The organism is Ruegeria sp. CDSB136, from assembly GCF_059610965.1.
Window position 1 is genome coordinate 401,674 of record NZ_JBXWOP010000001.1, and the last position, 19,634, is coordinate 421,307.

General features: G+C 59.6%; 15 protein-coding genes. 10 read left to right on the plus strand and 5 right to left on the minus strand.

What is annotated here, in order from left to right; genetic code table 11:
• The first annotated feature begins 35 nt into the window (after positions 1 to 35).
• The 3 genes from AC2FIR_RS02075 to ntrX all read left to right on the plus strand — a co-directional run bounded on the left by AC2FIR_RS02075 (position 36) and on the right by ntrX (position 5,197).
• The gene (locus AC2FIR_RS02075) at positions 36 to 1,403 is read left to right on the plus strand and encodes a response regulator (RefSeq protein ID WP_480905434.1); all 1,368 of its coding nucleotides are present in this window, start codon (positions 36 to 38) and stop codon (positions 1,401 to 1,403) included.
• 99 nt (positions 1,404 to 1,502) lie between these two features.
• The gene (locus AC2FIR_RS02080) at positions 1,503 to 3,791 is read left to right on the plus strand and encodes a sensor histidine kinase NtrY-like (RefSeq protein ID WP_496743893.1); all 2,289 of its coding nucleotides are present in this window, start codon (positions 1,503 to 1,505) and stop codon (positions 3,789 to 3,791) included.
• Positions 3,788 to 5,197 carry a nitrogen assimilation response regulator NtrX gene (ntrX, locus tag AC2FIR_RS02085; RefSeq protein WP_496761852.1) on the plus strand — a complete coding sequence of 470 codons (1,410 nt, stop codon included), beginning with the start codon at positions 3,788 to 3,790 and terminating at the stop codon, positions 5,195 to 5,197. Before AC2FIR_RS02080 ends, ntrX begins: the two co-directional genes overlap by 4 nt.
• Before the next feature lie 9 nt (positions 5,198 to 5,206).
• On the opposite strand, the gene AC2FIR_RS02090 is transcribed toward ntrX, so the two are convergent.
• The gene (locus AC2FIR_RS02090; protein ID WP_496743895.1) at positions 5,207 to 5,686 is read right to left on the minus strand and encodes a hypothetical protein; all 480 of its coding nucleotides are present in this window, start codon (positions 5,684 to 5,686) and stop codon (positions 5,207 to 5,209) included.
• A 96-nt stretch (positions 5,687 to 5,782) separates the two neighbouring features.
• Here AC2FIR_RS02090 and trkA point away from each other — a divergent pair, with 96 nt between their 5' ends.
• From trkA to AC2FIR_RS02115, 5 genes are all read left to right on the plus strand, one after another.
• Entirely contained in the window at positions 5,783 to 7,159 is a 1,377-nt protein-coding gene (trkA, locus tag AC2FIR_RS02095) for a Trk system potassium transporter TrkA (protein ID WP_480910823.1), read from the plus strand.
• The gene (locus AC2FIR_RS02100) at positions 7,159 to 8,697 is read left to right on the plus strand and encodes a TrkH family potassium uptake protein (RefSeq protein WP_170610757.1); all 1,539 of its coding nucleotides are present in this window, start codon (positions 7,159 to 7,161) and stop codon (positions 8,695 to 8,697) included. Before trkA ends, AC2FIR_RS02100 begins: the two co-directional genes overlap by 1 nt.
• A gap of 131 nt (positions 8,698 to 8,828) precedes the next feature.
• On the plus strand, positions 8,829 to 9,068 hold the full coding sequence (hfq, locus tag AC2FIR_RS02105; protein ID WP_010440340.1) for an RNA chaperone Hfq: 240 nt from the start codon (positions 8,829 to 8,831) through the stop codon (positions 9,066 to 9,068).
• Positions 9,068 to 10,339, plus strand: coding sequence for a GTPase HflX (hflX, locus tag AC2FIR_RS02110; RefSeq protein ID WP_480811651.1), 1,272 nt, complete (start codon positions 9,068 to 9,070; stop codon positions 10,337 to 10,339). Before hfq ends, hflX begins: the two co-directional genes overlap by 1 nt.
• 14 nt (positions 10,340 to 10,353) lie before the next feature.
• A complete protein-coding gene (locus tag AC2FIR_RS02115; protein ID WP_170805602.1) occupies positions 10,354 to 10,647 on the plus strand; it encodes a putative quinol monooxygenase in 294 nt (97 codons plus the stop codon).
• 18 nt (positions 10,648 to 10,665) lie between these two features.
• Here AC2FIR_RS02115 and AC2FIR_RS02120 read toward each other — a convergent pair whose 3' ends face one another.
• The 4 genes from AC2FIR_RS02120 to hemB form a co-directional block, all read right to left on the minus strand.
• Positions 10,666 to 11,061 carry an SgcJ/EcaC family oxidoreductase gene (locus AC2FIR_RS02120; RefSeq protein ID WP_480905440.1) on the minus strand — a complete coding sequence of 132 codons (396 nt, stop codon included), beginning with the start codon at positions 11,059 to 11,061 and terminating at the stop codon, positions 10,666 to 10,668.
• Positions 11,062 to 11,166: 105 nt separating this feature from the next.
• A complete protein-coding gene (locus AC2FIR_RS02125; protein ID WP_496743898.1) occupies positions 11,167 to 13,629 on the minus strand; it encodes a penicillin acylase family protein in 2,463 nt (820 codons plus the stop codon).
• Between the two features lie 172 nt (positions 13,630 to 13,801).
• On the minus strand, positions 13,802 to 14,374 hold the full coding sequence (locus tag AC2FIR_RS02130; protein WP_170610771.1) for a lipid-binding SYLF domain-containing protein: 573 nt from the start codon (positions 14,372 to 14,374) through the stop codon (positions 13,802 to 13,804).
• A 143-nt stretch (positions 14,375 to 14,517) separates the two neighbouring features.
• The gene (gene hemB, locus AC2FIR_RS02135) at positions 14,518 to 15,516 is read right to left on the minus strand and encodes a porphobilinogen synthase (RefSeq protein WP_496743901.1); all 999 of its coding nucleotides are present in this window, start codon (positions 15,514 to 15,516) and stop codon (positions 14,518 to 14,520) included.
• Between the two features lie 119 nt (positions 15,517 to 15,635).
• Between hemB and AC2FIR_RS02140 the strand changes: the two genes are divergently transcribed.
• Together AC2FIR_RS02140 and mfd are read left to right on the plus strand one after the other, a co-directional pair.
• Entirely contained in the window at positions 15,636 to 16,157 is a 522-nt protein-coding gene (locus tag AC2FIR_RS02140; protein ID WP_170610777.1) for a component of SufBCD complex, read from the plus strand.
• A 21-nt stretch (positions 16,158 to 16,178) separates the two neighbouring features.
• A complete protein-coding gene (gene mfd, locus AC2FIR_RS02145) occupies positions 16,179 to 19,634 on the plus strand; it encodes a transcription-repair coupling factor (RefSeq protein ID WP_496743903.1) in 3,456 nt (1,151 codons plus the stop codon).

Sequence of the window (19,634 nt, forward strand, 5' to 3'; positions counted from 1 at the left end):
ACCGGCGGCAAATGGCATAGCAAGGAGAACAGCAGATGGATGGCACAGTTCTGGTCGCAGATGACGACCGCACGATCCGGACGGTTCTGACGCAGGCACTGACCCGTGCGGGATGCAAGGTGCACGCAACTTCTTCTTTGACGACGCTGATGCGCTGGGTCGGAGAGGGCAAAGGCGATGTGGTCATCTCGGACGTGGTCATGCCGGACGGCAACGGGCTTGAGATGCTGCCGAAGATCGCGCAGGACAGGCCGGGATTGCCGGTTATCGTGATCTCGGCCCAGAACACGATCATGACGGCAATTCAGGCGGCTGAGGCCGACGCTTATGACTATCTGCCGAAGCCTTTTGATCTGCCGGATCTGATGAAAAGAACGGCCCGGGCGCTGGATCAGAAGCAACGCCCGCAGTCTGGTGCCCCGGAGTTGGTTCGGGATCGCCCGGAGGAATTGCCTCTGGTCGGGCGTACGCCGGTTATGCAGGCGCTGTACCGGCTGGTGGCGCGGGTCATGAACACCGATCTGCCGGTTATGATTTCCGGTGAAAGTGGAACCGGCAAGTCATTGATTGCGAAGGCAATACATGACTTCTCGGATCGTCGGACATTGCCCTTTGTGTCCGTCACCGCGTCTGAGTTGCGGGATCTGGAAGGACCCGCCCGCGTCATGGCGCGGGTTCGGGGCGGCACCCTGCTGATCGACGAAATCGCAGATATCGAAGACGACATTCAGGCCCGGATCGTGCGGATGATGGACAGCCCGGGCGATCATCTGCCGCGCTTCATGGCAACCAGCCAGTCGGACCTGACCGAAGCAATGGAAAGCGGCCGCGTGCGCCAGGATCTGTATTATCGTCTGTGCGGCGCGACGATCCACGTTCCGGCCCTGCGCGAAAGAATGGACGACATTACTCTGCTGGCCGATCATTTTCTGGCACGGGAAGAGCGTGAGACCGGCACGAAACGCTGGCTCAGCGGCGAAGCGGTTGAACTGGTGCGCCGTTATTCGTGGCCGGGGAATGTGCGGCAACTGGAAAACGCGGTGCGCCGCCTTGGGCTGACCAGTCAGGCGGATGAGATATCCAAAACCGAAGTCGAGATGGTTCTGGGCAGCCAGCCTGAGGCCGAACCGGTTCTGGGGGGCGGAGAGCGCGAGAAACTGTCGGCCTCGGTCGCGCGGCATCTGCGGCGGTATTTCGATCTGCACGGCAACATGTTGCCGCCTCCGGGACTGTATCAGCGTATCCTGCGCGAAGTTGAGGCGCCGCTGATCGAGATCGCGTTGGACGCAACCGGCGGAAATCAGGCAAAATGTTCGGATTTACTAGGGATTAACCGAAATACGCTGCGAAAAAAGATCATCGACCTCGATATTGAGGTGACACGCCGTCGCAAACTGATGTAATATCGCCACACAAACCGTGGCATTCGGGTTTCTACCTGGCAAGGACCACGACATATGGCGGTAAGCCGCACAAGCGGCACATCAGGATGAGGGCAGACGGTGGCAACCCGGGCACAGAGCGGGCCAATACCATCGATTAATCGATGGCGAAAATCCCGAAAACTGCGCAATTTCGGCACCTTGGGGCTGGTTCTTCTGGGGCCAGCACTGGCGCTTGCCACCTATCTTGTCATTGGTCCGTTCGATCTGGGTTCGGCTGCGCCGACATTGCGCCTGATCCTGTTGGCCGACCTTGTCTATGTGCTGGTCGTGGCCGCACTTGTACTGAGTCAGGTCGGCAGTCTGATCGCGGCCCGACGCGCCAAGTCAGCAGGTTCCCGTTTGCATTTGCGCCTGATCGGCGCGTTCACGCTGCTGGCGCTGGTGCCGACTGTGACCGTGGCGATTTTTGCCGGACTGACCGTGAATATCGGTCTGGAGGGTTGGTTTTCGGATCGTGTGCGCGAAGTTGTCGGGTCGTCGCTCAGTGCGGCCGAAGCCTATGAACAAGAACACCGTCAGGGCCTGACACAGGACGCGACCGTTCTGGCCCGGTTTTTGGATAATGCTCGGTCTCTGGATTATTATATTTCTGACGCTGAGTTGCGCGAAGTTCTGGCCCAGGGCCAGTCGCAGATTCAGCGTGGCCTGCGTGAAGCTTATGTCATTGACGGTAGCGGCGATATCCGGGCCCGGGGCGACAGGTCGTATCTGTTCAACTATGAAGAACCCACGGCTGAGCAACTGGCGAACGCGACCCACCGGGGCCTGCTGATCATCGCGGACTGGCAAAACAGCGAATTCAGGGCGCTGGTCCCTCTGCGGGCGTATCTGGACCGTTACCTTTATGTCAGCCGTGATGTGGACGGGCAATTGCTGACCCTTTTGGATGACACCAAGGAAACAGCGCAGTTCTATCAGCAGCTTGAAAGCGAACGGGGCAGGGTGCTGTTTGAATTCGGCCTGTTGTATCTGGGTTTCGCGGTGATCCTGATCCTGGCGGCGATGTCGTTGGGCATGTGGTTTGCTGAACGCTTGTCTCGCCCGGTGGGCCGCCTGACCACAGCAGCGCAGCGTGTTGGCGCGGGTGACCTGAGCGTTCAGGTTATTGAAGAGGCCAGCGATGACGAGATCGCGATGCTGGGTCGGTATTTCAACCAGATGACCCGCCAGTTGAAAGGCCAGCGGGACACGCTGTTGGAAAACACTCGCCATATCGAACACCGTCGGCGCCTATTCGATTCAGTGCTCAGTTCTGTAACCTCAGGGGTCGTCGGAGTTGATCCTGACGGGTGCGTTACATTTGTGAACCGATCCGCCCAGCGTCTGCTGGACTGGTCGCGGGGCGAAGAACTTTTGGCGATCGGTATCGCGGTACCCGAGTTCCTGCCTTTGTTCGAGAACCTTAAGGAAAGCGGGCAAGAGGCTGTTCAGGAAGAGATAAAAGTCACCCGCAAGGGCCAGTTGGAGAACCTTCTGGTCCGCATGGCTACTCGGCGCGGTGAGGATGGCGGGTTGGAAGGTTATGTGGTTGCCTTTGACGACGTGACCGACCTGGTCAGCGCGCAGCGGATGGCAGCCTGGGGCGACGTGGCGCGCCGGATCGCGCATGAGATCAAAAACCCTCTGACCCCGATTCAGTTGAGCGCCGAGAGGATCAAGCGGAAGTTCTCGCGCAAGCTGGACGAGGAGGACAGCAGCAGCCTGGAATCGATGACGGATGTCATTGTCCGGCAGACGAACGACCTGCGGCGCATTGTTGACGAATTCTCGAAGTTCGCTCGCATGCCTGAACCGGAACGGCGCGAGGAAAACATCGTTGATCTGGTGCGCGAGGCCGTTTTGCTCCAGCAGGCCGGGCAGCCGGATGTGCAGATCGATGTAGATCTGCCCAATCACGCGATTCCGGCGGATGTGGATGCGACGATGTTGAATCAGGCCCTTACCAACCTGATAAAGAACGCGGGCGAAGCTATTGGAACCTTGAAGGAAAAAGGTGCACCTGAAAACCTGAAACCGCAGATCAAGGTTAAGGTGTCGACAGATGATGCTGGGACGCAGATCACCATCGCGGACAACGGGGTCGGACTGCCGGAAGACCGGGCGCGTCTGTTTGAACCCTATGTGACCACCCGCGACGAGGGCACCGGCCTTGGCCTGCCCATCGTGAAGAAGATCATCGAAGAACATGGCGGAGCGCTGACTTTGGAAGACGCGCCCGTATTTGACGGACAGGACCATTTTGGCGCAATGGCCGTGATCCGGTTACCTGGGGGCAGTGTTTCCCCGTCAGTCGCGCCACAGAAGCAGGCTATTAAAACCAACAAACTGAAAGCAGGCCAAAGATGAGCGACATTCTGATCGTAGATGACGAACGCGATATTCGCGAGCTGGTGTCCGACATTCTGGAGGACGAAGGCTATTCAACCCGACTTGCTGGCAATTCGGACGATTGCATGGCGTCGATCAACGCTGAACCTCCGGGTCTTTTGATCCTCGACATCTGGCTCAAGGACAGCCGAATGGACGGGATCGACATCCTGAAAGCGGTAAAGCGCGACAACCCGGACGTGCCCGTTGTGATTATTTCCGGTCACGGGAATATCGAGATTGCCGTGGCAGCCATCAAGCAGGGCGCTTATGACTTTATCGAAAAGCCATTCAACATTGACCAGTTGATGGTGGTGATCCGGCGCGCGATGGAAACCTCGCGTCTGCGTCGCGAAAACGCGTCGCTCAAGCGGAAGGAGGTCAGTTGCTCGGACATGATCGGCAAATCGGCATCGTTCCGTGCGATGCAGGGCCAGTTGGACAAGGTGACGAAGTCCAACGGCCGCGTGATGCTGAGCGGCCCTGCCGGGTCGGGCAAGGAAATCGCGGCACGCTATATCCACGTACATTCCAATCGTGCCAATGCGCCTTTCGTGACCGTGAATTGCGCCGGGGTCGAGCCCGAGCGGATGGAAGAGGTGCTGTTTGGCCGCGAGACATCGGAACGCGGTGTTGAATCAGGCCTGCTTGAGGAAGCCCATGGCGGCGTGATCTTCTTTGATGAGGTCGCCGATATGCCATTGGGCACGCAGTCCAAGATTCTGCGGGTTCTGGTGGATCAGCAGTTTCAGCGGGTTGGCGGAACCGACAAGGTCCGGGTAGATCTTCGCGTCATCTCTTCGACCAATCGGGACCTGGAAGAAGAAATCACGGCTGAACGGTTCCGGGAAGAGTTGTATCATCGCCTGAATGTTGTTCCGATTGCAGTGCCGTCTCTAGAAGACCGGCGCGAGGACATTCCGGTATTGGCGCAGCACTTTATAGAAATGTGCAACGAAGCGCAGGGCTTGCCCGTTCGCGAATTGTCGGATGAGGCAATTGCACTGCTGCAGACCATGACATGGCCGGGCAATGTGCGTCAGCTCAAAAACCTGATCGAACGCGTGTTGATCCTGGGGGATGGAACCGGCCCGATCGAGGCGCGGGAACTGCCCAACGACGAGGAAAAGGCCGAAGATTCTGGTCGCGTGGTTCTGTCCGGCGCGCTGGCAACTTTGCCGTTGCGCGAAGCGCGCGAGGCGTTCGAGCGGGAATACTTGCTAACACAGATCAACCGGTTCGGTGGCAATATCAGCCGCACCGCCAGTTTCGTCGGGATGGAGCGCAGTGCGCTGCACCGCAAACTGAAGTCGCTTGGCGTGGTCACATCGAACAAATCCGGCGCGCGTGTCGCGCAACTGGATGAACCGGAGCCGGCGGAATAATCCGCCGGTTCAGCCGGTGTGACCCGGCGTTATGATCTGAAACGACCCGTCGTCAAACTTCACGAAACAGGACTCGTTGCTTAGCGGCGGCAGGGTTGTCGTACGGGTCAGCGATACCCGGGATTTCACCGCTTGTTTGCAAGATGGCAGGCTGACCGGGCGAAAACCCTTTTTGGCCATGCATTGCGCCTCGACCGTGTTGCGCAGGTCCTGATTTACATCGACGGTGTAGACGCGTCCGGGCTCCCACCATCCGGGTGAACGGTAGCAGTGGCCGCGACCATCGCAATAGGTGCGCCCCGGCCAATAGACGGGTGGGCTTTGCCGGACCTGGTTGGCAACAGGCACTTCATTCAGGGCCTTTACCTGGCATTGCGTGGTCTCCTGCTGCAATCGCGCCACGCTGGCACCTTCGCGGTAATAGAGTGACAGAGGCCCGCAAGAAGACAGCAAGAATAAAGGAATAAAGGCGCGTAGCATTGTTTTCATGTGCATATCTTGCCTCACTCCCTGTTCCATGACAATTCAATTGACCGCTTTGGGGCCATCTGTCATTCAAAGATTTCAGGCAGAAGGGCCAGGAACATGAAGGTCATCATTTGCGGTGCGGGTCAGGTCGGCTGGCAGATTGCACGGCACCTTTCGGGCGAACTGAACGACGTGACAGTGGTGGACAACAATCCTGATCTGGTGCGACGCGCGACCGAAACGCTGGACGTGCAGGGTATCGCAGGCTTTGCCAGCTATCCGGATGTGCTGGAACGGGCCGGGGCCCGCGATGCAGACATGATCATCGCCGCGACCCACTCGGATGAGGTGAACATGGTCACCTGCCAGATGGCGCATTCGGTGTTTTCGATTCCGCGAAAAATCGCTCGTCTTCGGTCCAAATCCTATCTGACAGCGATTCATGCGGACCTGTTTCGCCGGGACCATCTGCCCATCGACGTGGTGATCAGCCCGGAACGCGAGGTCGCCGCCGCCGCCATGCGCCGCCTGTCGGCCCCGGCGGCTTTTGACACCGAGATTTTCATGGATGGCAAGGCGCAATTGCTGGGCATCCGAGTGGATGAAGATTGTCCGATCATCAACACGCCGCTCAGACAGCTGACCGACCTGTTTTCCACGCTCAGCTCGATCGTAGTCGGTGTACGCCGGGACGGCACGCTGTTTGCACCGGAATCCGAGGATCAGCTGTTTATAGGTGACGAATGCTATGTCTTCACCAGCGTCAATGACGTCGAGCGCACGATGGAGGTGTTCGGCAAAGCACAAAAGAAACAAGACCGAGTCGTCATTGTGGGTGGCGGCAATGTCGGCCTTGAAGTGGCTCGCACACTGGAAGAACGCGAAAGCCGCGTGCGCGCCAAGATCATCGAACGCGACCGCCGATGCGCCGAACTGGCCGCAGAAGCGCTGGAGCGGACGATTGTTCTGAACGGCGACGGGCTGGATGCGGCATTGCTGCGCGAGGCAGGCATTGAACGGGCCGACGCGATGCTGGCCGTCACGGATGACGATCGTGCCAACCTGTTGGCCGCGGTACGCTCCAAGGCCGAGGGATGCGCGCTGGCGATTGCGCTGATCAACGACCCCAGCATGGTGGCGCTGATGGGGCCTTTGGGGATCGACGCTTATATTAACCCGCGCGCGACCACCGTCAGCTCGATCCTGCGCCATATCCGTCACGGCCGGGTGCGGCAGGTCTATTCCATCGGCGATGCCGAGGCGGAAGTGATCGAGGCCGAAGTGCTGTCAACCTCTCCCATGGCGGGGCAGAGACTGCGCGACATCGATTTCCCCGAAGGCGTTCTGGTCGGCGCGGTGCGCAAGGGCGACGAGTTGCTGCGCCCGACCGGCAGCCTGCGGATTGATGAAAAGGATGTGGTGGCCATCTTTGCCATGGCCAAGGACGTGCCCGAGGTCGAGCGCTTGATGCAGGTTTCGATCGATTTCTTCTGATGGCACACGCGCGGACACAACGGATCGGGCTTTTGCGGCGTTTGCCGCTGTTTCTGTTGATTTGGGGAATAACCGCGTTCTCGATGTGGGTGCCCGCAGTCTACGCGCTGGTATTGGATGACCACGACACGTCGCGATCGTTCTTCTACTCGGGCCTGCTTGGACTGTTTCTTGTGGCGAGCATCGCGCTGGCCTCGTCCAACAGGATACCTCGGCGCGGCACATTGGGGCAGTTGGCCGTTCTGCTGGGCTGTTTTACCGTTCTGCCCGTGTTTTTGGCGATCCCGTTTCACGATGCGCTTGGCAACACCACCTTCCTGAACGCGTATTTTGATATGGTCAGCGCGATGACCACAACCGGCGCCGACCTGTTTCCGAACCCCGACCGCCTGACTGCGCCGCTGCATCTGTGGCGGGCGTTTGTGGGCTGGATGGGTGGTTTGCTGATGTGGATTTCCGCAGCGGCGATTCTGGCGCCGTTGTCCTTGGGCGGATTTGAGATTACCGCGCAGGGTCAGCCGGGACGACCGGTTTCCGGTGTTGCGCAAAGCGAAAAGGTTGATCCAAGGGGACGCCTGCTGCGTGTGGCGCGAACCCTGACACCCGTCTATGCAGGGCTGACTGCGGTGGTCTGGATATTGCTGCTGATTGCCGGTGAGGTTGGCCTGACCGCCGTAAGCCACGCGATGTCGGTCATGGCGACCTCCGGCATTTCCCCGGTGGGCGGGATGGAAGGGGCTCAGGCAGGTTTGACCGGTGAGGCGATCCTGTTCCTGTTCCTGTTCTTTGCATTGTCAAGGCTGACGTTTTCGGCAGATACGGCGACCTCGGGCTACTCCCGGCTGGATAAGGACCCCGAATTCCGCATCGGATTGTTGATCGTGGTTGCCGTAGCAGCCCTGCTGTTCTTTCGCGTGTTGGCTGGTGTGAACGAAATCGACGGCCAGATGTCGGTGCTTCAGGGCCTTAAGGTGATATGGGGCATGACATTTACAGCCTTGTCTTTTCTGACAACGGCAGGATTCGAAAGCAGCAACTGGGACGATGCGCAACAGCTTTCGGGGCTGGGAACACCGGGTCTGATCCTGATGGGGCTGGCCCTGATCGGGGGAGGGGTCGCCACCACGGCCGGCGGGGTCAAGCTGTTGCGTGTGTTTGCGCTATACCTCAATGGCGCGCGCGAGATCGACCGGCTGATCTATCCGTCATCGGTCAGCGGCGTTGGCGGCGGGAACCGGCGCATTCAGACCAATGGCGCCTTCATCGCCTGGATCTTCTTGATGATGTTCGCGCTTACGGCGGCGGTGTTCAATCTGTTGCTCGCCGCTATGGGGGCCGGGTTCGAACAGGCAATGGTTCTGACTGTTGCCGCGCTGAGTACGACCGGCCCCTTGATTGAACTGGCAACTGACGTTCCGATCCGGCTGATCGATATGACTGCAGGTGCAAAACTGACGATGTGCGCAGCAATGGTAATCGGCCGGCTTGAAACACTGGCGATCATTGCCTTGATCACCCCGGCCCTCTGGCGGGACTGACGTGGGGTCAGCAAAAGGAATTAGTGCCTGATTTTTAATCTGGAATATCTGTGAACTCCGCTCCATACTCACCCGGAGGGAGCGCGTTGGTCCGCAGCGCGTAGCAAGAACAATGGCGAGATTATAAAAATATGGCTTCGGACAGACAGAATCTTCAGGACGCGTTCCTGAATAATGTACGGAAAGCAAAGGTTCCGGTCACGATTTTCCTGATCAACGGTGTGAAATTGCAGGGTGTGATCACCTGGTTCGACAATTTCTGCGTATTGTTGCGCCGCGACGGACAGTCGCAGCTTGTCTACAAGCACGCGATTTCGACGATCATGCCGTCGCAGCCGATCAGCCTGTATGAGGGCGAAGACGCCTCTTGATGGAACATGAGAGGGCGCGCACCCGGGCCTGGGTGCTGCATCCTGAAATCAAATCAGATGAACAGCGCCGTGTCCCGGGACCGGCGCTGGAAGAAGCGGTGGCACTAGCCGCTGCTTTGCCCGATCTGGATGTGGTCGGGTCGGAAATCGTTCGCCTGCCACGGGCCCAGCCGGGGCTTTTGTTCGGCAGCGGCAAGATCGAAGAACTAGGCGGGCGACTGCACGAGCACGAGGTCGAACTGGTTCTGATCGATGGCCCGGTGACGCCGGTTCAGCAACGCAATCTTGAGAAAGCGTGGAAGGTCAAGATCCTTGACCGGACCGGATTGATCCTGGAGATCTTCAGCGATCGGGCACGTACCCGCGAAGGTGTGTTGCAGGTCGAGATGGCCGCGCTCAGCTACCAGCGGACGCGGCTTGTTCGGGCCTGGACCCACCTGGAACGCCAGCGGGGCGGCCTGGGGTTTGTCGGTGGACCCGGCGAAACCCAGATCGAGGCCGACCGGCGTGCGATTGACGAACAGCTTGTGCGCCTGCGCCGCCAGTTGCAGAAGGTGGTCAAGACCCGCACGCTGCACCGCGCCGCGCGGGCCAAGGTTCCGTATCCGATTGTCGCGCTGGTTGGCTATACCAACGCCGGAAAATCGACCCTGTTCAACCGCCTGACGGGTGCGGAAGTCATGGCCAAGGACATGTTGTTCGCTACGCTGGACCCGACCATGCGGCGGGTCGAGTTGCCCGACGGCCCCGAGGTGATCCTGTCGGATACCGTTGGTTTTATCTCGAACCTGCCTACCGAACTGGTCGCCGCATTTCGCGCCACGCTGGAGGAGGTGCTGGGTGCCGATCTGGTCGTGCATGTCCGCGATATCAGCCACGAGGACACCGAAGCACAGGCACAGGATGTCGAGGCCATTCTGACCTCGCTGGGGGTCGATGATGAACGGCCCCGGCTGGAGGTCTGGAACAAGATCGACCTGATGACTGACGACGAACGTGAGGCCGCTTTGGCGCGTGCGGAACGTGATGCTTCGATCTTTGCCATCTCGGCAGTGACCGGCGAAGGCGTCGAGGCGCTGCTGGCCGAGATTGCAACCAAATTGCAGGGCGTGCGGCATAAGGAAACTTTGACGCTGGGGTTTGCCGATGGCGGCAAGCGCGCGTGGCTGTTTCGGCAGGATGTGGTCCGGTCCGAGCAACAGACCGAAAACGGGTTCGAGATCACGGTGCTTTGGACCGCGAAGCAAGCGGCGCAATTTGCTGCTCTTTGATCCGGGGTCTGGTTTTGACGAAGGAAGACAGCAAGAAGGTCTATTTGAGTGGGCACATCGCTGTGCCTGCCGAAAGGCTTGAACAGGTCCGTGCCGCGCTTTCAGAACATATCGCGCTGACGCGCGCCGAACCCGGTTGTGTCACCTTCGAGGTTGTTGAGGATCCGGGCATCCCCGGTCAGTTCAACGTTCATGAGGTCTTTGAAAACCGGGCTGCGTTCGACGCACATCAGGAACGCATGAAAGCCTCGCGCTGGTTCATGGTTACAGAAGGCATTCCACGCAAGTATTCGATTACCTCGGAATAACCCGGTCTGGACTTGTGCCTATCGCCCGTCGATTTGACGCTGATAGTCATCGGCGTCGAACCAATCCAGTGAAGACTGGACTTCATGATCGGCCGTCAGTTCCCATTCTTCCCAGCCGCGGGTGACGACATGGTTTCCGGTTTGCGCATGGTGCCCTTCCAGCGTCCAGACAAAAATCGCGTGATTTCCGGCCCAACGCAGCATATCGCACCTGACTTCCAGATCGGGAAATTCTGCGAAAAGGCCACGCGCCATTTCAGCAATCGCCGCGCGACCTACGATCAGGTCTCCCCGGTTGATTGAAATCTGGCCGTCTGATGCAAAAAAACTGGCTACGACATCTGCGTCGCCCGAACTCCATGCAATCGCATAGTCGCGCGCGAGATTGTTCAGCCTGTCCTGAATACTGGCCATCTGTGCCCCCGGTCCCAAATAGTCCGCCCGCAGATCGTAGGCGAAAACACCCGTTTGCGTCCACGTCCGCGCAAAAAAGGGGCAAGGTCTTGCCGACGAGGGGTATTAACGCGGGATCAGGTGGGTGACACCGACGGCCGCGGCACGGGCCAGGTCGATGTCCAGAGACATTGGTAGATACTCTCCGCGCCGCCACAGTTGCGCCTGATCGTCGTAATAGCGTGACAGAAAATGGCCCGATTGACCCGTGGCGGTAATAAAGACCGAACTGTCTGGGTCGGCGAAGTCATAAACGCCGCGATAGCCTGCGCCATGTACGTTCTGGAACGGGTCGGGCCCTTCGCCCGAGGTTCGGCCGCGCAGCAGGGTATTGTCTCCGCCGCTGGTCGATTGACGAATGTTCACGAAATAGCGCAGCACCGGAACCGAACCCAGAACCGGGTGGTCATGGGTGGCCTGATGCGCGTCGCCCCAGCGCAGGGATTCCAGGGCGCTGCCGTAATTCTCGGCAATCCAGATCAGCGCATCGTCCAGCGCCAGTCTTGCCATGTTGGTGCAGGTCTCAACCGGCGCACTTTGACGGACGTCGCACCAGACCGAGGCCCCGTCGATGTCGCGGTAGACCCTTTCGATAAACAGCGGTTCGACATGTTTGAACTCGTTGGCCAGCGGGCCAAGTTCATCCGCGATCAGCCGGTTCTGCAGCGCGCGCAGCCATGCCGCATAGATCAGCGGTTCCGGCAGATGCTCGTTCATCTCGCCGTTCCACTCGGCCAGTAGGGCTAGGGCGATCTGACGCTGACGCTCCGCTGTGCCGACAGGAGCGGATTCGCCGGTGAACCACAGGTCCGCTCCAATCAGGGGTAACAGAGACCGGGCAGTGAAACTTACGGTGTCGAGCTGCGCCTCGATAAAGCTGTCGCGGGTATGCACCTCGCGTGACTGCATCAGGCGTTCCCAGCGATGGACACGCTGGGTGTCGCCCCATTCATACGACACGTGCTGAGGGAAGGGGCGGTCTATGATCTTGTTGTTGGTGTTACCCAGAACGCCACCCCTTGGGGCCACGAACTCTGGGTTGTCGGCATAAGGCATGCGGCCTTGCCAGCGGTTCTCGGCCAGCCAGCCGGGGGTCGGAATGCGGCCCTTGCTTTGGTTGCGCAAGTCGCGTTGTGGCATGGCGCCAATCAACTTCATGGCGATCGTGTCCTTGTCCACCAGTGACAGGTTTTGCGACGGCGAGATGAGATCTTCGGCCGCCGTGATGGCCTGCTGCACCGTATCCGCGTTCATCAGCGCCATCGAAGCGGTCATCGACGTGTCACGCGAGCTAAGCGCCGTCCACGCAAGCGAGGCCACATGGCCCGTTGGTGTGATCGTTTCCAGATCGTAGTGAGTGCCGGGCAGCACCGGGCCGTTTTCCGTCCAGCGCAGGGTCAGAGTGATGGGCGGCTGGTCTTTGATCTCGATGATCGACGGGCGGGTCTGGAATGTCTTGTATCCGTCCGGTGTCAGGTATTCTTCGGGGTTTTCCGGGTTCAGTTGTTCGATATGGACATCCTGATCGTCCAGATAAGATGAGGTCAGGCCCCAGCCCAACCGGTCGCTGCGCCCGGTCATGATGGCGGGAATGCCGGGAATACTCGCGCCGATCACGCCGCCTTTGGCCAGCCCCAGTCGTGCCAGATACCACACGCCGGGTGCGGTAAAGCCAAGATGTGGGTCGTTCGCAAGCAGGGTTCCGCCACTGGCAGACCGCGATGGCGCGGCGCTCCAGGCATTCGACGCACCGGCAAGGCCGCGTTTTGGAAAGGGCGAAAGCGGGGTGTCAGGCATCGGCGTTCCCCGCGCGTATCGGGGCAAGCCGGGGAACAGGCTGGCATATTCGGGCAATGCGGCGATCCCCGGGCCGGGAACGTCGGGCAGTATGTCCGCCAGTCGGTCCGGGTTGTTCAGCATCAGTGAAGTACGTGCGCGCAGCACCTCGTCCTGCAAATGGCCCGACAATTGCAGGCCCATCAGTTTGATAGCGGCGATGCTGTCCCCCGGTTGCCAGGGGGAGACCGGGGCGTTGAACAGGAACATCTCGGGTGCGCCGCGCCCAAGGGCCTTGTCGTTGATTTCATTCAGCCGGGCGTTCACGCCAGCAGCGTAGGCTTTCAGCGCAGCTTTGGTGTAGTCGTCCTGAACCTCGACAGAACGATGGGCCAGTCCATAAAGGTCGAGACGGCGCAGCAGCTTGTCGATATTGACAGTACGGGCACCGAAAATTTCCGACAGACGCCCCTGCGCGGTGCGGCGCATAACGGTCATCTGCCAAAGACGATCCTGCGCATGCACATATCCGAGGCCGAAGAACACATCCGGATCATTTTCGGCCAGAATATGCGGCACGTTTGATGTGTCGCGCACGATTTCAACCGGGCTGGTCAGGCCACTGACCTTAAGGTTCTGATTGTATTCGGGCAGGGACTGGCTGGCGAGGAAATAGACCAGTGCAACCGCCGCCACGGCCAGCAGGACAAGACCCGACGTGATGCGCACCAGCCAGCGAAATACAAGACCCATCCTTGCCCCACAGTTTTTTCGTATTCGTTTGCGGCGAGAGTAGTGGAAGGCGATCCCAACCGAAAGAGGAGCCGAACAACAATTTCCGTGTCGTCAACGCAAAAAACGTAAGCCCCGCCACTGCGAACGACACGTGGCGGGGCTCCGCAGGAGGGGGAGTGGTAACCAGGTGTTACGGAATGATACGCGTGTATTTGATGCCTTCGACGGTCGCCCCGAACAGCAGGCCCGCCTGACCAAAGACCGCCGCGATCACAGGCGTGCGCAATGTCGTGGTGCTGGCCCCGACGCTGCTGCCGGTTGCATCGACCACATAGCCGATGTCTGCGCCTGCGGTCCAACCGTTGGAGCGGCGGAAGTCGTTCAGCGCGTCTTCGGTCATGAAGAACAGAACATGCGCGTATTGCTGCGCGCCGATCTGCAGCCCGGCTGAGCCTTTGACGGCGGAATAATAGTCGACTGTCGCGCCCTGAACTCGCAATGCGCCCTGGCCAAAACCGCCGCCGAAGATGAACCCGGCTTCGGTGATCAGAGGCATGACAAGCATACCGTTCGCCTTGCTGGCGATCTCGATCGTGTTGGGGTACTTGCTGTACATTTCGTTCAGCGTCGCATCGACACGGGCGTCGATGGTCGCTGCGTTGGTGTTGCCGACGCCGTTCCCGCAGGCGGCGGTAAATGTCAGCCCTGCCATGCCAAGTGCAAAGCCGCGACGACCCAGTCGGGGGGAATTGGAACTGCTCATGTTTCCTGTCTCTGTAATAAGTGCCTGATATGTCGGGTGTTCCCGATCTTGTGTGCAAGAATACGCCGATTGCGCCCGGCTGTCACGGGAAAGCTGCGGGTCAGGGGCCTTCAATCGGCGAAAAATTGCGACAGGGCGGGGTTTTAGCCTTGCAGAAGGCGCGCGGCCTCAGGCGCGAAATAGGTCAGAACTCCGTCACAGCCCGCGCGTTTGAACGCCATCAGACTTTCCAGCATCACCTTCTCGCCATCGATCCATCCGTTCTGGGCCGCCGCCCGGATCATCGCAAACTCGCCCGACACCTGGTAGGCATAGGTCGGCGCGCCAAACGTGTCTTTAACCTGACGGCAGATATCAAGATAAGGCATGCCCGGCTTGATCATCACCATATCGGCGCCCTCGGTCAGGTCGCGTTCGATCAGACGCAGCGCCTCGTTCGAATTGGCCGGGTCCATCTGATAGGTCTTCTTGTCGCCGGTCAGTGCGCCCGATGCGCCAACCGCATCGCGGAACGGACCGTAAAACGCGCTGGCATACTTGGCGGCGTAGCTGAGAATCATGACGTTGTGATGCCCCGCAGACTCGAGCGCGTGGCGCATCGCACCGATACGTCCATCCATCATGTCCGACGGGCCGATGATATCCGCGCCAGCATCCGCCTGCGCCAGCGTCATTTTCACCAGTGCTTCGACCGTGCGGTCATTTACGATCTCGCTATCGACGACATACCCGTCATGGCCGTTAATGTTGTACGGATCCAGCGCCACATCGGTCATGACGGCGATATCGGGGGCAGCATCCTTGATGGCACGAATGGCCCGGTTCGACAGGTTGTCAGGATTCCACGCTTCGGCGCAGTCTTCGGTTTTCAGGGCGCTGTCGGTATAGGGGAAAATACAGATTGCTGGGATGCCAAGCGCCTGCGCCTCGACGGCGGCGTGGGCGATTAGATCGACCGATCGGCGCACGACGCCCGGCATTGACGGCACCGGTTCCTCGACCCCTTCGCCGTCGCGCACGAACACCGGCCAGATCAGGTCATCCGGCGTCAGCGTATTCTCGCGGACCAGCCCCCGGATCGCCGCAGACTGGCGGGCCCGGCGGAAACGGGCGAGCGGATAGGGGGCGATGGTCGGTTTCATGGCGCGTTCTCCTTGAACAATCGTGCTTTGGGTGGCATGAAAACGCGTAGGTCTCAAGGGTAACAATCGACGCGGCATTGTGACAAAACCCCGTAAGACAATGTTTAAGGGGTTATGGCTTGGACTTATACTCTTCGATTACCGAAGTCATTGATTTGCGAAGCTTCTCGAACCTGTGGTTCTGGATCGCACTGGCTGTCATGTGGTCATCGGTGAGCCATTGGGTCCTTGGCGTGCCCTATGATCTGATCGTGCGCGCGCGACGCTCGGGCGGGCAGGCCGAAACGGACCTGATGGATATCGTCCGGATCAACACGAACCGCATGCTGTACATCATGGACATGTCCGGTGCCATTTTGTTTGCGATTTCGTGTTTTGTGCTGACCGGGCTTGCGATATCGGGCTTTTATTATGGGGTGGAGTTCGCGCAGGCTGTTTTCCTGCTGATGTTTCCGATGTCGATCGTGGTCATGTTGTATGTGGCGACCGCGCGTCGGCTGCAGCAGATCCCCAAACCTGACTTGGTCATCCGGACCCTGATGCGATGCAGGCTGTACACCCAGTTGATCGGCATGTTTTCGATACTGGTCACGGCCTTCTGGGGCATGTATCAGAACTTTTCTCTGGGACCACTGGGATAGACAAGTCGGAAAGGCGAGGCGATGAAGGCTGCGGACCACGTAACAGTTGGCGGAGCCCCCGAAGGGTTTGACGCGCAGCTTGTTCTGAAAGAGATTTCGCGGACCGGCGGTCCGGTGGCCCATGTCGCACGTGATGACAAGCGGATGGAGGCGATGCGGGCCGCGCTGGCCTTTTTTGCGCCGGAAATGCCGGTCTTTGTGTTTCCCGGCTGGGATTGCCTACCTTACGATCGGGTTTCGCCCAACGCCGATATTTCGGCCACACGGGTGGCGACCCTGGCGGCGCTGGTGCATCAGATGCCGCAGCAATTCGTGCTGTTGACGACCCTGAATGCCGCAACCCAGCGCGTACCGGCCCGTGAGGTCCTGCGCGAAGCGGCCTTTACCGCGCGGGTCGGGCATCGCATTGACGAAGACGCATTGCGCAATTTTCTGGTTCGCATGGGGTTCACCCAAAGCCCCACGGTAATGGAGCCCGGCGACTATGCCATCCGGGGCGGGATCATCGACATATTCCCGCCCGGTGAATCCGGCCCCGTTCGTCTGGACCTGTTTGGCGATGTGCTGGACGGTGCCCGCCGGTTCGACCCGGTATCGCAACGCACCACCGAGAAACTGCAAATTGTCGAACTGGCCCCGGTATCTGAAGTCATTCTGGACGAAACCGCGATCACCCGGTTCCGTCAGAACTATCGCATCGAATTCGGCGCCGCAGGTACGGATGACCCGCTTTACGAAGCGGTCAGTGCCGGGCGCAAGCATCAGGGGATGGAGCACTGGCTGCCTTTTTTCCATGACCGGCTGGAGACACTGTTCGATTATCTGTCCGGTGCGACGATCCTGCTGGATGATCAGGTAACGCCCGCGCGGCTGGCCCGGTGGGACAGTATTGCTGATCAGTATGAAACCCGCAGGCTGGCGCTGGAAAACCGGTCGCGCATGGACACGGTCTACAAGCCAACTCCGCCAGCCTTGCTGTACATGGATGACGGGGCCTGGGAACAGGCTGTTGCAGACCGGCGCGTGATGCAGTTCAGCCCGTTGCCGCAGGCAAGCGGACCGGGCGTGATCGACGCAGGTGGCCGGATCGGGCGCAATTTCGCCCCCGAACGACAGCAGGAAAACATCAGCCTGTTTGGCGCACTGGCCAGTCACATCACCGATAAACTGGCCAAGGGGCCGGTTCTGATCGCGTCCTATTCCGAAGGCGCCCGCGAACGCCTGACCGGTCTGATCGAGGATGAAGGCCTGGCCGAGGCGATCCCGGTGAAGGACGGCACTCGCATCGGCAAGCGCGGGTTGTACTTGGCTGTCTGGGCGCTGGAGCACGGGTTCGAAACCCCCGGTCTGACGGTGATTGCAGAACAGGATGTTCTGGGCGACCGCTTGATCCGGCAGCCAAGAAAACGCCGCAAGGCCGAGAATTTCCTGACCGAGACCCAATCGCTCAGCCCCGGTGATCTTGTTGTTCATGTCGACCACGGCATCGGTCGCTACATGGGGATGGAAGTGGTGACGGCAGCGGGGGCCGCGCACGAATGCCTTCTGCTGGAATACGCGGAACAGTCCAAACTGTATCTGCCGGTTGAAAACATTGAGTTGCTGTCAAAATACGGTCACGAAGAAGGTCTGCTGGACCGTTTGGGCGGTGGCGCCTGGCAGGCTAAGAAAGCGAAGCTGAAAGAACGCATCCGCGAAATGGCGGACAAGCTGATCCGCATCGCCGCCGAACGCGCCCTGCGCAAGGCTCCGGTCATGGACCCGCCGCCGCATGCGTGGGAGGAGTTCAGCGCCCGTTTCCCCTATCAGGAAACCGACGACCAGTTGCGCGCCATTGCCGAGGTGATGGAGGACATGCATTCAGGCGCGCCGATGGACCGCCTGATCTGCGGCGATGTGGGTTTTGGCAAGACCGAGGTTGCCATGCGCGCGGCATTTGTCGCTGCCATGTCCGGTGTTCAGGTGGCGGTTGTTGCGCCCACGACGCTGCTGGCCCGCCAGCACGCGGCCAGCTTCAGGGACCGTTTCAGAGGGTTCCCCCTGGAGGTCCGGCAGCTCTCACGCTTTGTTTCGGCCAAAGAGGCGCAGCAGACCCGGGACGGACTGGCGCGGGGAACGATTGATATCGTGGTCGGTACCCATGCGTTGCTGGCCAAGGGTATTCGGTTCAACAATCTGGGCCTCCTGATTATCGACGAGGAACAGCATTTCGGAGTGGCGCATAAAGAGCGTCTGAAACAATTGCGCTCGGACATTCACGTGCTGACCCTGACAGCCACGCCGATCCCGCGTACTTTGCAACTGTCGCTGACAGGCGTGCGCGATCTTTCGATCATCGGCACCCCGCCTATCGACCGTCTGGCCATCCGTACCTATGTCAGCGAATTCGATGCGGTCACTGTCCGCGAGGCGCTGCTGCGCGAACATTATCGGGGTGGGCAGAGCTTCTACGTGGTGCCGCGAATATCCGATCTACGCGAGATCGAGGAATTCCTGAAAGAACAGCTGCCGGAACTGACTTATGTCATCGCTCATGGCCAAATGGCGGCTGGCGAGCTCGATGACCGGATGAATGCTTTCTACGACGGCAAATACGATGTGCTGCTGGCCACGACGATTGTGGAAAGCGGTCTGGATATTCCGACCGCAAACACGATGGTTGTGCACCGCGCGGATATGTTCGGCCTTTCGCAGTTGTATCAGATACGGGGCCGGGTCGGGCGTTCGAAGGCCCGCGCCTATGCTTATCTGACCACCAAGCCACGCCAGAAGCTGACCGCCACGGCTGAAAAACGCCTGCGCGTTCTGGGTTCGCTGGATACGCTTGGCGCAGGTTTCACCCTTGCCAGCCAGGATCTGGACATTCGTGGTGCAGGCAACCTGCTGGGCGAGGAGCAGTCCGGCCAGATGCGCGACGTGGGCTATGAACTGTATCAGTCGATGCTGGAAGAGGCGATTGCCAAGATCAAAGCCGGTGAGATGGAAGGGTTGTCGGATGCTGATGATCAATGGGCTCCGCAGATCAATCTGGGTGTGCCGGTCCTGATCCCCGAGGATTACGTGCCGGATCTGGATGTACGGCTGGGCTTGTATCGCCGCCTCTCGTCGCTCTCGACCAAGGTCGAGTTGGAAGGGTTTGCAGCCGAACTGATCGACCGCTTTGGCACTCTTCCGAAAGAGGTGAACACCCTGATGCTGGTCGTGCGCATCAAGGCGATGTGCAAGCGGGCGGGTATCGCCAAACTGGATGGAGGACCGAAGGGCGCGACGATCCAGTTCCACAACGACAAGTTCGCCTCGCCTCAGGGATTGGTCGATTTCATTCAGAACCAGCGCGGATTGGCGAAGGTCAAGGACAACAAGATTGTTGTGCGCAGGGATTGGAAGAAAGACAGCGACAAGATTAAGGGCGCGTTTGCCATTGCCCGCGATCTGGCCGAGAAGGTGGTTGCCGTGAAGAACAAGGCCAAGGTCTGA